Genomic DNA, 12,561 nt, shown 5'->3' with positions numbered 1-12,561 from the left:
CGATCCTTGGAAAAGACTCAGGCCTTGCGCAGCCAGTAAGTATAGGTACCGGCCTCGGCCGTTTCTTGCAGCAGGGTATGACCGGCCAACTGGGCGAAAGTGCGGAAGTCGCGCTGGGAGCCTGCGTCCGTGGCGATAACCTTGAGCACCGCGCCACTGGCCAGGCGATTGAGCTCCATCTTGGCCTTGAGCAGTGGCAAAGGGCAATTCAGCCCGCTGGCGTCCAGTTCGGCGTCGCAGGTCAGGGTGTTACTCATCGCAGGGTCTCCAAAGGCATCGCCAGGGTGCTTCTTGGCATGGCTGGCTAGGATAGCGCCACTGGTCGCCAACGTGTGAGCCCGCTACAGTAGGTATCTTTGATCCGACGCGAGCTTCATGCATGAATCTACTGCGCCCTACCCTGCTGACGCTGGCCTGCCTGATGGCCCTTCCCGGCCATGCTGACGACCTGCCATCACTGGGTGATGCCAGTTCTGCGATCGTCTCGCCGCAACAGGAGCACCAACTGGGCCGTGCCTGGCTCAGCCTGCTGCGCGGCCAGGTCAATCAGCTCAACGACCCACAGCTCAAGGACTACGTCGAAACCAGCGTGTACAAGCTGGCCGAAACCAGCCAGCTGCAGGACCGGCGCCTGGAGTTCATCCTGATCGACAGCCGCGAGCTGAACGCCTTTGCCGCCCCGGGTGGCATTGTCGGGGTCAACGGCGGGCTGTTCCTCAACGCCCAGACCGAGGGTGAATATGCCTCGGTACTGGCCCACGAACTGGCGCACTTGTCGCAACGCCACTTCGCACGGGGTGTCGAGGCCCAGCAGCGTATGCAGTTGCCGATGATGGCAGCGCTGCTGGCCGGCATCGTGCTGGCCGCAGGTGGTGCCGGCGATGCGGGCATCGGCATGATTGCCGGCACCCAGGCGGCGGCCATTCAGGAGCAACGGCGCTTCTCGCGCCAGAATGAACAGGAAGCTGACCGCATCGGTATCCAGAACCTGGAAAAGGCCGGCTACGATCCGCGCAACATGCCGACCATGTTCGAGCGCCTGGCACGCCAGTATCGCTATGACGCAAAACCGCCGGAGTTCCTGCTGACCCACCCGGTGACCGAATCACGTATTGCCGACACCCGTAACCGCGCCGACCAGGCGCCCCAGGGTGGTATTGAAGACAGCATGCGCTACCAGCTGATCCGCGCCCGGGTAGCACTGACCTACGAAGGCACGCCGGGGCTTGCCGCCAAGCGCTTCCGCGCCCAGCTGGACGAAGACCCAAAACTGGATGCCGCACGTTATGGCCTGGCCTTGGCACAGATCAAGGGCGGGCAATTGAACGAGGCCCGTGAAATGCTCAAGCCGCTGCTGGCCAAGGCGCCCAACGACATCACCTACAACCTGGCGCAAATCGACCTGGACATCACCAACAACCGTCTTGCCGACGCCCAGCAGCGCGCCGAACGGATGCAGGGGCTGTACCCGGGCAACTACCCGTTGAAACAGGTGCGTGCCGACCTGCTGGTGAAACAGAACAAGCCGGCTGAGGCCGAGAAGGTGTTGAACGAGCTGGTGAAGAGTCGGCCGGATGACCCGGATGTGTGGTACGACATGGCCGAGGTGCGTGGCTTGTCGGGCAATACCATTGGCTTGCACCGGGCGCGTGCCGAGTACTTCACGCTGGTCGGCGACTTTGATCAGGCAATCCAGCAGCTGGATTACGCCAAGCGCCGGGCGGGTGGGAATTTCCCGCTGGCCTCACAGATTGACCAGCGCCAGCGCGAGATCATGGAGCAACGGCGCATGGTTCAGGAAATGATGGGGCGCTGAGGATTTTGGGGGCGCTTTGCGCCCCAATCGCGACACAAGGCCGCTCCCACAGGCGTCTGCAGGCGTCTGCAGGGCCATGTGGGAGCAACTGTCTTGCTCAATTTCTAAAAGCTGGCGCGATCCCTGTGGGAGCGGCCTTGTGTCGCGATAGGGCCGCAACGCGGCCCCGGCAACCTCAAGCGTTACCGGAAAAGGCCGCTCCCACAGGCGTCTGCAGGGCCATGTGGGAGCAGCTGTCTTGCTCAATTTCTAAAAGCTGGCGCGATCCCTGTGGGAGCGGCCTTGTGTCGCGATAGGGCCGCAAAGCGGCCCCGGCAACCTCAAGCGTTACCGGAAAGCTTCAGCCGCGCCGCCTGGGTAAAGTCCAGCATACGGTTTAGCGGCTTGATCGCCTTGGGCACCAGCGCCGGGTCAACGAAAATTTCGTTGGTGCCGTTACGCAGGCAATCCAGCACCCGCTCCAGGGTGTTCATCGCCATCCACGGGCAATGCGCACAGCTGCGGCATGCCGCGCCGTTGCCGGCGGTGGGGGCTTCGACGAATTCCTTGTCCGGGCACAGCTGCTGCATCTTGTAAAAGATGCCGCGGTCGGTGGCGACGATGAAGGTTTTGTTCGGCAGGGTCTGGGCAGCCTTGATCAGCTGGCTGGTGGAACCCACCGCGTCGGCCAACTCGATCACCGCTTCCGGCGACTCGGGGTGCACCAGGATCGCAGCATCCGGGTACAGCGCCTTCATGTCAGCCAACTGGCGCGACTTGAACTCTTCGTGAACGATGCAGGCACCGTCCCACAGCAGCATGTCGGCACCGGTCTGCTTCTGGATGTAACGGCCCAGGTGCTGGTCCGGGCCCCAGATGATGGTTTCGCCGTTGTCCATCAGGCTTTCGACAATTTCCAGGGCACAGCTCGAAGTCACCACCCAATCGGCGCGTGCCTTCACCGCTGCGGACGTGTTGGCGTAGACCACCACGGTGCGTTCAGGGTGCTGGTCGCAGAAGGCCGAGAACTCTTCTACCGGGCAGCCCAGGTCGAGCGAGCAAGTGGCCTCCAGTGTCGGCATTAGCACGCGCTTTTCCGGGGTGAGGATTTTTGCCGTCTCGCCCATGAAGCGCACACCGGCCACGATGACTGTTTCGGCCGGGTGGTTCTTGCCGAAACGGGCCATTTCCAACGAGTCGGACACGCAGCCGCCGGTTTCTTCAGCCAGCGCCTGGATGACCGGGTCGCAGTAGTAATGGGCAACCAGCACGGCATTCTGGGCTTTGAGCTCGGCAGCGATGGCCGCACGGTATTCGGCCTCCTGCTCGGCTGTCAGCGGGTTGGGCTGCTTGGCGTCGAGGTGGGCCTGAACCAAAAGGCGTTCGGAAATCTGGGTCATGATCGCTGGACCTGCAGGCGCGCTTGCGCGTCAAATCGAGTGTATCACCCGGCCCTGGCAGATCGGCTAAGGGTGCCGGACGGCATGGTGACCGCCACGGCCCTCTGCGGGCGCGGATTATTATCGGAGGCCGAAGGCTACAGACAATCCAGCGATTACTAAAGGGGTTTTTGTGTTGCCTGTGCTGGCCTCTTCGCGGGTAAACCCGCTCCTACACGGTGAAATCCTGGTAGGAGCGGGTTCACCCGCGAAGAGGCCGCAACAGGAGAAACCATCACCCCTGCGGCGACAGGGCCGCCAGATGCGCCGCCATGAACATGGCAAATTCTTCCACGGTCATTTTTCGGCCATTGAAATCGACCATGCCATCGGCATAGTGCAGGCTGCTGACCACATCATCGCCCTGTACGGTGGCCATGCCGCTCTGCAGCGCCATCATGCCGACCATCTCCCCCGCCTGGCTCGACTGCATGGCAATCGCTTGCGCATCGGTCTGGCCATCCAGCAAGGCCTGCAAGGTCGCCAGGTCACCGATCATCGGCTTGGACAGCGACAGCTTGCCTTTCACCTCCGTGATGATCTGCTTGCTCAGCTGGTCCGGCGGCAGGTCGAAGCTGGCCGGTGCGGCGAGGTCCATCGACAGGTTGAAGCGGCTCTCGCCATTGGCGGTCTTGAACGACAGGTTTTCCACCGCCAGCTTGGGCTTGGCGGCCAGCAATTTCTGCAAGTCACCCTGGAAGCGGGCCTTTTCGGCGTCGTCCATCTGGATCTGCGGCACCGGCTGGCCAGCCGCACTGGCGGCCTCGAACTCCGGCAAGTGCGACTGGTACCACTTCGACAAGGCCTGCAGCGCCGGGGCGTTTACCGAAGTCACGCTCACCGCCATCTGCGCCTTGCCTACCGCGCGGCCATCCCAGCTGATGTCGCCGACCTTGTACGCCGCGCGGCCACCTACGGTGTCCGTGCCGTCGAGGGTTTGCAAGGCGTTCTGTTCCAGGCCCTTGATCAACAGCACCTGCTGTTTCGGCCCAAGTGTGACCTTGGCTTCAGCCAACGCCAGATCGACGTTGCCGACATAGATGGCATCGTGCGCGGTGGCTGCGAGGTTACCGCCAAACGTCAGCCCGTTGAGCTCGAACGTGGCCGGCGGCTGGTCGTCATGCACACGCTTCATCACCAGCCTGTCGGCCTGGCCGCGGAACTTGGAGGCCTTGCCCTCCTTGTCCCCACTGACTTCGAACTGCATGCCCGAAAAGTCGAAGGTGTTGCCATCCGCTTCGTCAAACTTGAGCGGCGCCAGCTGAACCTGGCTGACCACACTGCCGCCGTAACCCAGGCTGGTCTGTGCGCTGATCGGGGCCTTTTCACCCGCAGCGGCGAACAATGGCGCGACGGCTTCATCCTTCTGCAGCGTGCTGTTGCTGACCGCCATTACCGGCATCAGCTTCAGTGCCCTGACCCTCGACCAGGGAAACGGGCCGTGCTCGATCTGGTCGGTCACGCCCACGTCAAAATTGATCACCTCGCCCTGCCCCACGTTGATGTCGCGAGCCTTGAGCCGGTACTGGGCAGTGCTGCTGAAGAGATGCTGCTCCAGCGACACACGCTCGATGCTCATGCTACCACCGGTACTGACCAGGGCCTTTTTGAGTTCGGCGTTGCTGCGTGCAAGGGCGTTGTCCAGCTCTGCCGGCAGCTGCTTGCCGGTGTACCAGGCGCCTGCGGTGGTTGCGACGGCAATGGCGATAGCCAGGCCGGAAAGGATGCCAACTGATTTCTTCATGAATAGAACCGATTGCTGTCCGTAAGGGCTTCGAAGGCGGCCAGAGGCCACGCAGAAATCGAAGAGTACCACCCCCGATTGGGCCGAGTGCTGGCCCAGCTCGAGAAATGCCATTTTTCGGACACATCCGACAGCCAGGTGAAACAAGCAAAGGATTCGTTAATTTTTACGAACACTCAAATTGATCAGAATCGCAAAAAAACGCGCAACAACCGAACAAATCCCGTATTTAATCGATAAATATTTCAATTTTGCAACATCTTGTCATGTTTAACTTGACACCAACCTACCCATCGTTTTTTATTTTCACCACTTTGCGCGCCCCACCGCGCCTTCCGCCGCTCCAACATAAAAGGTGAACAATATGGAGCCCACCCGCTCGCCCTTGCCGCATGCGCAATACACCGTGCCCGTCGTTTACGCCCAGCAGCAGGAGCCATGCCAGCATGCAGCCTGACCACAGCGCTTCCGGCAACGGCCAACTTCGCAAAACCCTGCGCCTCTGGCACGTGATCATCATCGGCCTGGCCTACCTGACCCCGATGACCGTGTTCGACACCTTCGGCATCGTCAGCGGGATCACCGCTGGCCATGTACCCAGCGCCTACATCCTGGCACTGGCCGGCATCCTGTTCACCGCGGTGAGCTATGGCACCCTGGTAAAACGCTTCCCGCAGTCGGGCTCGGCCTACACCTACACCCAGCGCGCGATCAACCCGCACGTGGGCTTCCTGGTGGGCTGGTCTTCACTGCTGGACTACCTGCTGCTGCCGATGGTCAACGCGCTACTGGCCAAGCTGTACCTTTCGGCCATGTTCCCGGAAGTACCTGAGTGGATGTGGGTCGCCGGCTTCGTCACCCTGATCAGCCTGATCAACATGCGCAGCGTAAACCTGGTGGCCCACTTCAACCTGCTGTTCGTGGGTGTACAGGTGGCGATCATCGCCGTGTTCATCTACCTGTGCGTGCGCGGCCTGGACCAGGGTGAAGGGCTGGGTACCACCTGGAGCCTGATACCGTTCGCCGACAGCCAGACCCAGTTCAGTGCCCTGGCCGCCGGTGCAACCATCCTGTGCTTCTCGTTCCTGGGCTTTGATGCGGTCACCTGCCTGTCCGAGGAAACCCGCGATCCGGCCAAGACCATTCCCCGGGCAATCTTCCTCACCGCACTGATTGGCGGCGTGGTGTTCATCACCGTGTCGTACTTCATCCAGGCCTACTTCCCGACCATGGCCCGCTTCCACGACCATGAAGCAGCCCTGCCGGAAATTGCCCTGTACGTTGGCGGCAAGCTCTTCCAGTCGATCTTCATTGCCTGCACCGTGATCAACACCATCGCCTCGGGCCTGGCCTCGCAAACCAGCGTGTCACGCCTGCTGTATGTAATGGGCCGCGACAACGTGATCCCGGCCAGCGTCTTCGCCCGCCTGCATTCGCGCTACAAGACGCCAGTGCTGAACATTGCAGTCGTAGGGCTGATTTCGCTATCGGCGATCTTCTTCGACCTGGTTACCGCCACTTCCATCATCAACTTCGGCGCCCTGGTCGCGTTCAGCTTCGTCAACCTGTCGGTCATCAACCACTGCTACCTGCGTGAAGGCAATCGCAAAGGCCTGAGCAACCAGTTTAAGTACCTGGTTCTGCCTACCATCGGCTTCTGCATCATCGTCTCGCTGTGGCTGGACCTGAACGCACATTCGCTGATGTTTGGCGGCATCTGGGCTGCGCTCGGGCTGGTCTACCTGGGCTGGCTGACCAAAGCCTTCCGCGCGGCACCGCCCAACTACGTCGCCGAATGACCCACGCTGCCAACAACGCCCGCGCCTGATCGCGGGCGTTGCATTTGTTTGAAAAGGAAAGCCCTCATGCCGCTGCGTCGCCTCTCCATCCAGTGGAAGATCACACTCCTCGCCGGCCTGTGCCTGCTGGCCATTGTCGCCTTGCTGGTAGCCACCTCGCTGACCCAGGCCCATCGCAGCGCCGCCCTGGTCAACCAGGCCAACACTGCCATGCTCGAAGACAGCGCCCGCCAGCGCCTGCAGGCCCACGCCGAAACCCAGGCCTTGCGTATCCAGCGCTACTTCATGGACGCCTACCAGTACGGCAATGGCTTTGCCCGCCTGGTACAGGTGCTGAAGGACCGTGGTGGTAGCGACCTGCGCGCCGAACTGACCCGCCAGGCGCGTGCCAGCCTGGCCGGCAACCCGGATGTGATTGGCCTGTACCTGGTGTTCCAGCCCAATGCCCTGGACCAGCAGGACAGCCACTACCTCGGGCAGGACGCCCTGGGCAGCAATGAGAGCGGGCGTTTCTCGCTGTACTGGTCCCAACCAAGCCCCGGCACCCTGGAACTTGAAGCCATGCCGGAAACGATGCTCGGTGACACCAGCATCGGCAGCAACGGCGCGGCGAAGAACCGCTGGCTGACCTGCCCGCAGGACACCGCCAGGACCTGCATGCTCGAACCGTACCTCGACGAGGTCAACGGCCGTCAGGTGCTGATGACCAGCATCGCTCTGCCACTGCTGGAACACGGCAAGGTAGTCGGCGTGGTCGGCCTGGACATCGGCCTGGCCAACCTGCAGCAACTGAGTGTGGACGGCCGCCGCGACCTGTTCGACGGCCAGGGCCAGGTGAGTATCGCCACCGCCGCCGGCCTGCTGGCGGGCAACAGCCGCGACGACAGCACGCTCGGCAAGCCCATGGCAAATGCGGCAGCCGACGGCCTGCTACGCGTGGCCCACCCCTTCACGCCAATCCCTGACACAGCCCCGTGGCAGGTATGGCTGGAAGTACCGGAAAGCGTGCTGCAGGCCCCTGCCGTAACCCTCAACCAGCGCCTTGATGCCCATAACCAGAATGCCAACCTCACCAGCCTGCTGATAGGCCTTGGCACGGCAATCGTGGGGTTGCTGCTGGTGTGGCTGACCGCTCGCGGCGTTAGCCGGCCAATCCTGGCCGTGGCGGCACGCCTGGAAGACATTGCCAGTGGCGAAGGCGACCTTACCCGTCGCCTGGACTACGCCCGCCAGGATGAACTGGGCCTGCTCACCGGCTGGTTCAACCGCTTCCTCGACAAATTGCAACCGGTCATTGCTCAGGTCAAAGGGTCGCTGCAGGAGGCCCGCGACACCGCCGACCAATCGGCTGCCATCGCCAGCCAGACCAGCAACGGCATGCAGCAGCAGCATCGCGAAATCGAACAGGTGGCCACAGCGGCCAATGAAATGAGCGCCACCGCTCTGGATGTCGCCCACAACGCCTCGCAGGCGGCCCAGGCCGCACGCGCCGCGGATCAGGCCAGCCAGGAAGGCTTGCAACTGGTGGACAGCACGCGCCAGGGCATCGACCGCCTGGCCGCAGGCATGAACACTGCCATGGACGAGGCCCGTGCACTGGAAGACCGCAGCGGGCAAATCGGCTCGGTGCTTGAAGTGATCCGCACCATTGCCGAGCAAACCAACCTGCTGGCACTGAATGCCGCCATCGAAGCGGCCCGCGCAGGCGAAGCCGGGCGTGGCTTCGCCGTGGTTGCCGATGAGGTGCGCGGCCTGGCCCAGCGCACGCAGGTTTCGGTAGAGGAAATTCGCCAGGTCATCGAAGGCCTTCAGCAAGGCACCCAGGACGTGGTGGGGGCCATGCATGCAGGCCAACGCCAGGCCCAGGACAGCGCCGCACGCATGGAGCAGGCATTACCGGCACTGCAGCGTATTGGCGAGGCCGTGGCGGTGATCAGCGAAATGAACCTGCAGATTGCCTCGGCGGCGGAAGAGCAGAGTGCGGTGGCCGAGGAAGTGAACCGTAACGTGGCCGGCATTCGAGACGTGACAGAATCGTTGGCCGGACAGGCCGATGAATCGGCACGCATCAGTCAGGCCCTGAACCGGCTGGCCAACCAGCAGCAAGCGCTGATGGAGCAGTTTCGCGTTTAGCCTGTCAGGGCCTCTTCGCGGGCACGCCCGCTCCCACAGGTTCGGCGTAACCCTAAGGGGCTGTGCAGTTCCTGTGGGAGCGGGCGTGCCCGCGAAGAGGCCCTGACAGGCACCGCACCATTGTTATTCTTGAGCACAACTTATGCCTAATCCAACCCGATCCACCTTCTTCGACATCACCAGCGAACAAGGACTTTTACGCACCTCGATCGCCGCCACCCTGTTCATCGCCACCATCGGCATCGCCTTCGGCCTTGCCTCCGGCTCGTTCTCCATCGTCTTCGACGGTGTGTACTCGCTGGTCGACGCCAGCATGAGCGGGCTGTCGCTGGTGGTGGTCAAGCTGATCACTTCGCACACCACCAGCGTGCAGATGTCACGCAAGCTGCGCGAGCGCTTCACCATGGGTTTCTGGCACCTGGAACCCATGGTACTGGCGCTCAACGGCATTCTGCTCGGCGGCGTGGCCATCTACGCGCTGATCAATGCCGTCAGCAGCCTGCTGCAAGGCGGGCGCCACCTGGAGTTCGGCATTGCCATGGTCTACGCGGCGCTGACGGTGATCACCTGCGTGACCATCGCCGTCATCGAGGCCCGCGCCAACCGCAAACTAAAGTCAGACTTCGTGCGCATGGACGTCAAGGGCTGGGTGATGTCGGCCAGCATCACTGCCGCACTGCTGATCGCCTTCTGCTTTGGCTATGCCGTGCAAGGCACTGCGCTGGAATGGGTATCACCCTATATTGACCCGGCGGTGCTGGCGCTGGTGTGCCTGGTGATCGTGCCGTTGCCGATGTCGGTGGTGCGTCAGGCGCTGTCTGAAATCTTCCTGGTCACCCCTGGCGACCTCAAGCTGCACGTAGATGAGGTGGCCAAGGCCTTCGTCGCTCGCCACGGCCTGCAGTCTTACCGCGCCTATGTCGCCAAGGTCGGGCGTTCGCGGGAGATCGAACTGTATTTCATCGTGCCCAAAACCATGGCGGCGAAGACCATCGATGAATGGGATGCCTGGCGCAACGAGATTGGCGACGCGGTAGGCGGCGAAGGGCCGGACCGCTGGCTGACAGTGGTGTTCACTGGCGACCCGGAATGGGCCGAGTAATGTGTGGGCGCTCTGCGCCCTTTTTCCGAAACCCGTAGCGCAAACGAAAAAGCCCGCGACCATTTCTGGTAGCGGGCTTTCACGGACTGCGTATGGTGGGTCGTGTAGGATTCGAACCTACGACCAATTGGTTAAAAGCCAACTGCTCTACCAACTGAGCTAACGACCCATTTGATGGCGCGTATAATACTGATTTCTAACGAGAATTCAACACCCCATCACGATTTTTTCAAAAATACCGAGTCGGGTCTTCGATACCGGCGGCCTTGAAACCGTCGGCGCGCAGGCGGCAGCTGTCGCATTTGCCACAGGCGCGGCCGTCATCGTCAGCCTGGTAGCAGGAAACGGTCAGGCTGTAGTCCACACCACGGGCCATACCGGCCTGCACGATCTGCGCCTTGCTCATGTTCTGCAGCGGCGCCTGGATGCGGAAACCCTGCCCTTCTACGCCAGCCTTGGTCGCCAGGTTGGCCATGCGCTCGAAGGCCTCGACGAACTCGGGACGGCAATCCGGGTAGCCAGAGTAATCGACGGCGTTGACGCCAATGAAGATGTCGCGCGCTTCCAGCACTTCAGCCCAACCCAGCGCCAGCGAAAGGAACACGGTGTTGCGCGCCGGCACATAAGTGACCGGAATGCCTTCACCCGGGGCTTCCGGCACGTCGATGCTGCTGTCGGTCAATGCCGAACCGCCGATGCCGTCGAGGTTCAGCCCAATCACCTTGTGCTCGACCACACCCAGGTCGCGGGCCACGCGGGCAGCGGCGTTCAGCTCGGCGCGATGACGCTGGCCGTAGTCAAAGCTCATGGTGTAGCAGCTGTAGCCTTCGGCCTTGGCCATGGCAACCACGGTGGCCGAGTCCAGGCCGCCGGACAACAGGATTACTGCGCGTTTTTCTGTCATGTGTACGTGCTCCTCAATCAACGTCCGGGCTCGTCGTTCCACAGCAGCTTGTGCAGCTGAAGTTGGAAGCGTACGGGCAGGTTGTCAGCAACGATCCAGTCAGCCAGGTCACTGGCGTTCACCTGATGATGGCTGGGTGAGAACAACACCTCACCGGCACGCTCTGCCAGGTTGTACTGGATCAGCTTGGATACCGCCCAGTCATAATCCTCACGGGAACAAATGACGAACTTGACCTGGTCGTTGCGCGTCAGCTGCTCGATGTTCTCGTAGCGGTTACGGTGCGACTCTTCGGAGCCTGGGGTTTTCAGGTCGACCACACGGCTGACGCGGGTGTCGGTGCCGGCAATATCCAGCGCGCCGCTGGTCTCCAGCGACACCTCGTAACCCGCGTCACACAGCCGCTGCAGCAATGGCAAGGCGTTGGGCTGGGCCAGCGGTTCGCCACCGGTGACACAGACGTAGCGCGGCTTGAAGCCGGCCACTTGCTCAAGGATCGAATCAAGGGTGCGAACGGTACCGCCACTGAAGGCATAGGCACTGTCGCAGTACTGGCAACGCAGGGGGCAACCGGTGAGGCGCACAAATACCGTAGGCAGCCCGGCCGTTCGCGTCTCACCCTGCAAAGAGTAAAAGACTTCGGTGATGCGTAATGTGTCTTGCATGCTCGCCACGGGCGTGACAGCTAAACAGGCTGTCCGCCTCCGTCAGGCACTGTCGCGGACTCGACATCGCGTTATCCGCAGCAGCGTGTTTACGAAAAAAGGGCAGTGATTCTAACGAAAAAACCCGCGACTGGCGCGGGTTTCTTTCGAGCGGTACAGCGACAACGCCTAGAGCTTCTGCAGGTCACGCTGGGCCAGTTGAGCGGCAGAGGTGCCGGGGTACTGGGTGACGACCTGCTGGAGGATGCCTTTTACCTTGTCGGTATGGCCCATACGGCGCTCGACATCAGCCAGTTTGTACAGCGAATCTGGCACCTTGCTGTGCTTCGGGTACTTTTGGCTGACCTGGGCAAAGGCCTGGCTGGCGCCTTGCAGGTCACCCTTGGCCAGGTTCACTTCACCCAACCAGTACTGGGCATTACCGGCGTACTGGCTGTTGGGGTACTTGCGCAGGAAGGCGTTGAACGCCTGGCTGGCCTTGTCGAAGTCTTTCTGTTTGATCAGGTCGAAAGCTGCGTCGTAATAGAGCTTCTCTTTCGCCGGATCACCGGGCTGGCTACTGCCGGCCGGTTGTTGCGCAGCAGCACCTGCTGCGGCATCGGGGGCGGCATTGGACGCACCACCACCGGAGGAATTGTCAGGGGTTGCGGCAGGCGCAGCGCCACTGTTGATGCGACGGTCCAGGTCCTGGTAACGCTCCAGGTTTTCCTGCTTCATGCGCGACACATCGTTTTGCAGCTCTTCGATGATGCCTTGCTGGCGGGAAAGCTGATCCTGCATCTGTTGCAGCTGCATGAACAGCTGGCCCTGTGCAGAGGCAGGGGCCGAAGCCCCTGACCCGGCATAGGCGCCGCTCGTGCCATAACCCGCAGGCGGATAGCTGCCTGCGTTGTCATCTACTACAGGGACCTCAGCCCAGGCCGCAAGCGGCAGGCTGAGTGCGAGGACGGTTACTACACGGCGGCACATACGCATAAGAA

General features: G+C 61.9%; 10 protein-coding genes, 1 tRNA gene and 1 pseudogene. 5 read left to right on the top strand and 7 right to left on the bottom strand.

Annotation, left to right across the window (positions count from 1 at the left end):
- Positions 1 to 17: 17 nt before the first annotated feature.
- Complete coding sequence (locus tag REH59_RS06305; protein ID WP_003254745.1) at positions 18 to 257, bottom strand: sulfurtransferase TusA family protein; 240 nt, start codon at positions 255 to 257, stop codon at positions 18 to 20.
- Positions 258 to 379: 122 nt separating this feature from the next.
- Between REH59_RS06305 and REH59_RS06300 the strand changes: the two genes are divergently transcribed.
- The gene (locus tag REH59_RS06300) at positions 380 to 1,816 is read left to right on the top strand and encodes a M48 family metalloprotease (protein WP_003254746.1); all 1,437 of its coding nucleotides are present in this window, start codon (positions 380 to 382) and stop codon (positions 1,814 to 1,816) included.
- Between the two features lie 320 nt (positions 1,817 to 2,136).
- On the opposite strand, the gene nadA is transcribed toward REH59_RS06300, so the two are convergent.
- Positions 2,137 to 3,195, bottom strand: coding sequence for a quinolinate synthase NadA (gene nadA, locus REH59_RS06295; RefSeq protein ID WP_003254747.1), 1,059 nt, complete (start codon positions 3,193 to 3,195; stop codon positions 2,137 to 2,139).
- A gap of 274 nt (positions 3,196 to 3,469) precedes the next feature.
- The gene (locus REH59_RS06290) at positions 3,470 to 4,978 is read right to left on the bottom strand and encodes a YdgA family protein (protein WP_128573900.1); all 1,509 of its coding nucleotides are present in this window, start codon (positions 4,976 to 4,978) and stop codon (positions 3,470 to 3,472) included.
- A gap of 446 nt (positions 4,979 to 5,424) precedes the next feature.
- Here REH59_RS06290 and REH59_RS06285 point away from each other — a divergent pair, with 446 nt between their 5' ends.
- The 4 genes and pseudogenes from REH59_RS06285 (at position 5,425) to REH59_RS06275 (ending at position 10,012) form a co-directional block, all read left to right on the top strand.
- Positions 5,425 to 6,777 carry an APC family permease gene (locus REH59_RS06285; protein WP_014862073.1) on the top strand — a complete coding sequence of 451 codons (1,353 nt, stop codon included), beginning with the start codon at positions 5,425 to 5,427 and terminating at the stop codon, positions 6,775 to 6,777.
- Between the two features lie 66 nt (positions 6,778 to 6,843).
- A pseudogene (mcpU, locus tag REH59_RS28730) lies at positions 6,844 to 8,004 on the top strand (methyl-accepting chemotaxis protein McpU); the annotation flags it as partial.
- Positions 8,005 to 8,154: 150 nt separating this feature from the next.
- The gene (locus tag REH59_RS28725) at positions 8,155 to 8,910 is read left to right on the top strand and encodes a methyl-accepting chemotaxis protein (RefSeq protein ID WP_370626846.1); all 756 of its coding nucleotides are present in this window, start codon (positions 8,155 to 8,157) and stop codon (positions 8,908 to 8,910) included.
- Positions 8,911 to 9,052: 142 nt separating this feature from the next.
- Positions 9,053 to 10,012 (top strand): cation diffusion facilitator family transporter, encoded by a 960-nt coding sequence (locus REH59_RS06275; protein ID WP_010952370.1) that lies wholly within the window; start codon positions 9,053 to 9,055, stop codon positions 10,010 to 10,012.
- Between the two features lie 93 nt (positions 10,013 to 10,105).
- Here the strand turns inward: REH59_RS06275 and REH59_RS06270 are convergent.
- The 4 genes from REH59_RS06270 to ybgF form a co-directional block, all read right to left on the bottom strand.
- Positions 10,106 to 10,181 (bottom strand) — tRNA-Lys (locus REH59_RS06270).
- Between the two features lie 60 nt (positions 10,182 to 10,241).
- Positions 10,242 to 10,916 (bottom strand): 7-cyano-7-deazaguanine synthase QueC, encoded by a 675-nt coding sequence (gene queC, locus REH59_RS06265; protein ID WP_010952369.1) that lies wholly within the window; start codon positions 10,914 to 10,916, stop codon positions 10,242 to 10,244.
- 17 nt (positions 10,917 to 10,933) lie between these two features.
- Positions 10,934 to 11,581 carry a 7-carboxy-7-deazaguanine synthase QueE gene (queE, locus tag REH59_RS06260; RefSeq protein WP_003254753.1) on the bottom strand — a complete coding sequence of 216 codons (648 nt, stop codon included), beginning with the start codon at positions 11,579 to 11,581 and terminating at the stop codon, positions 10,934 to 10,936.
- Positions 11,582 to 11,749: 168 nt separating this feature from the next.
- Positions 11,750 to 12,556 (bottom strand): tol-pal system protein YbgF, encoded by an 807-nt coding sequence (ybgF, locus tag REH59_RS06255; RefSeq protein WP_003254754.1) that lies wholly within the window; start codon positions 12,554 to 12,556, stop codon positions 11,750 to 11,752.
- Positions 12,557 to 12,561: the final 5 nt, after the last annotated feature.

The organism is Pseudomonas sp. BO3-4 (genome assembly GCF_034044115.1).
Taxonomy (GTDB): domain Bacteria; phylum Pseudomonadota; class Gammaproteobacteria; order Pseudomonadales; family Pseudomonadaceae; genus Aquipseudomonas; species Aquipseudomonas alloputida.
The sequence above is the reverse complement of the archived record's forward strand: the minus strand, read 5'-3'. Positions and strand labels throughout refer to the sequence as shown.

What these genes read in the sequence shown, in the direction of transcription:
- queE (WP_003254753.1), bottom strand. Translation starts at nt 11,581, where the DNA reads ATGCAAGACACATTACGCATCACCGAAGTCTTTTACTCTTTGCAGGGT.
- ybgF (WP_003254754.1), bottom strand. Translation starts at nt 12,556, where the DNA reads ATGCGTATGTGCCGCCGTGTAGTAACCGTCCTCGCACTCAGCCTGCCG.
- REH59_RS28725 (WP_370626846.1), top strand. Translation starts at nt 8,155, where the DNA reads ATGCAGCAGCAGCATCGCGAAATCGAACAGGTGGCCACAGCGGCCAAT.
- queC (WP_010952369.1), bottom strand. Translation starts at nt 10,916, where the DNA reads ATGACAGAAAAACGCGCAGTAATCCTGTTGTCCGGCGGCCTGGACTCG.
- REH59_RS06285 (WP_014862073.1), top strand. Translation starts at nt 5,425, where the DNA reads ATGCAGCCTGACCACAGCGCTTCCGGCAACGGCCAACTTCGCAAAACC.
- REH59_RS06275 (WP_010952370.1), top strand. Translation starts at nt 9,053, where the DNA reads ATGCCTAATCCAACCCGATCCACCTTCTTCGACATCACCAGCGAACAA.
- REH59_RS06300 (WP_003254746.1), top strand. Translation starts at nt 380, where the DNA reads ATGAATCTACTGCGCCCTACCCTGCTGACGCTGGCCTGCCTGATGGCC.
- nadA (WP_003254747.1), bottom strand. Translation starts at nt 3,195, where the DNA reads ATGACCCAGATTTCCGAACGCCTTTTGGTTCAGGCCCACCTCGACGCC.
- REH59_RS06305 (WP_003254745.1), bottom strand. Translation starts at nt 257, where the DNA reads ATGAGTAACACCCTGACCTGCGACGCCGAACTGGACGCCAGCGGGCTG.
- REH59_RS06290 (WP_128573900.1), bottom strand. Translation starts at nt 4,978, where the DNA reads ATGAAGAAATCAGTTGGCATCCTTTCCGGCCTGGCTATCGCCATTGCC.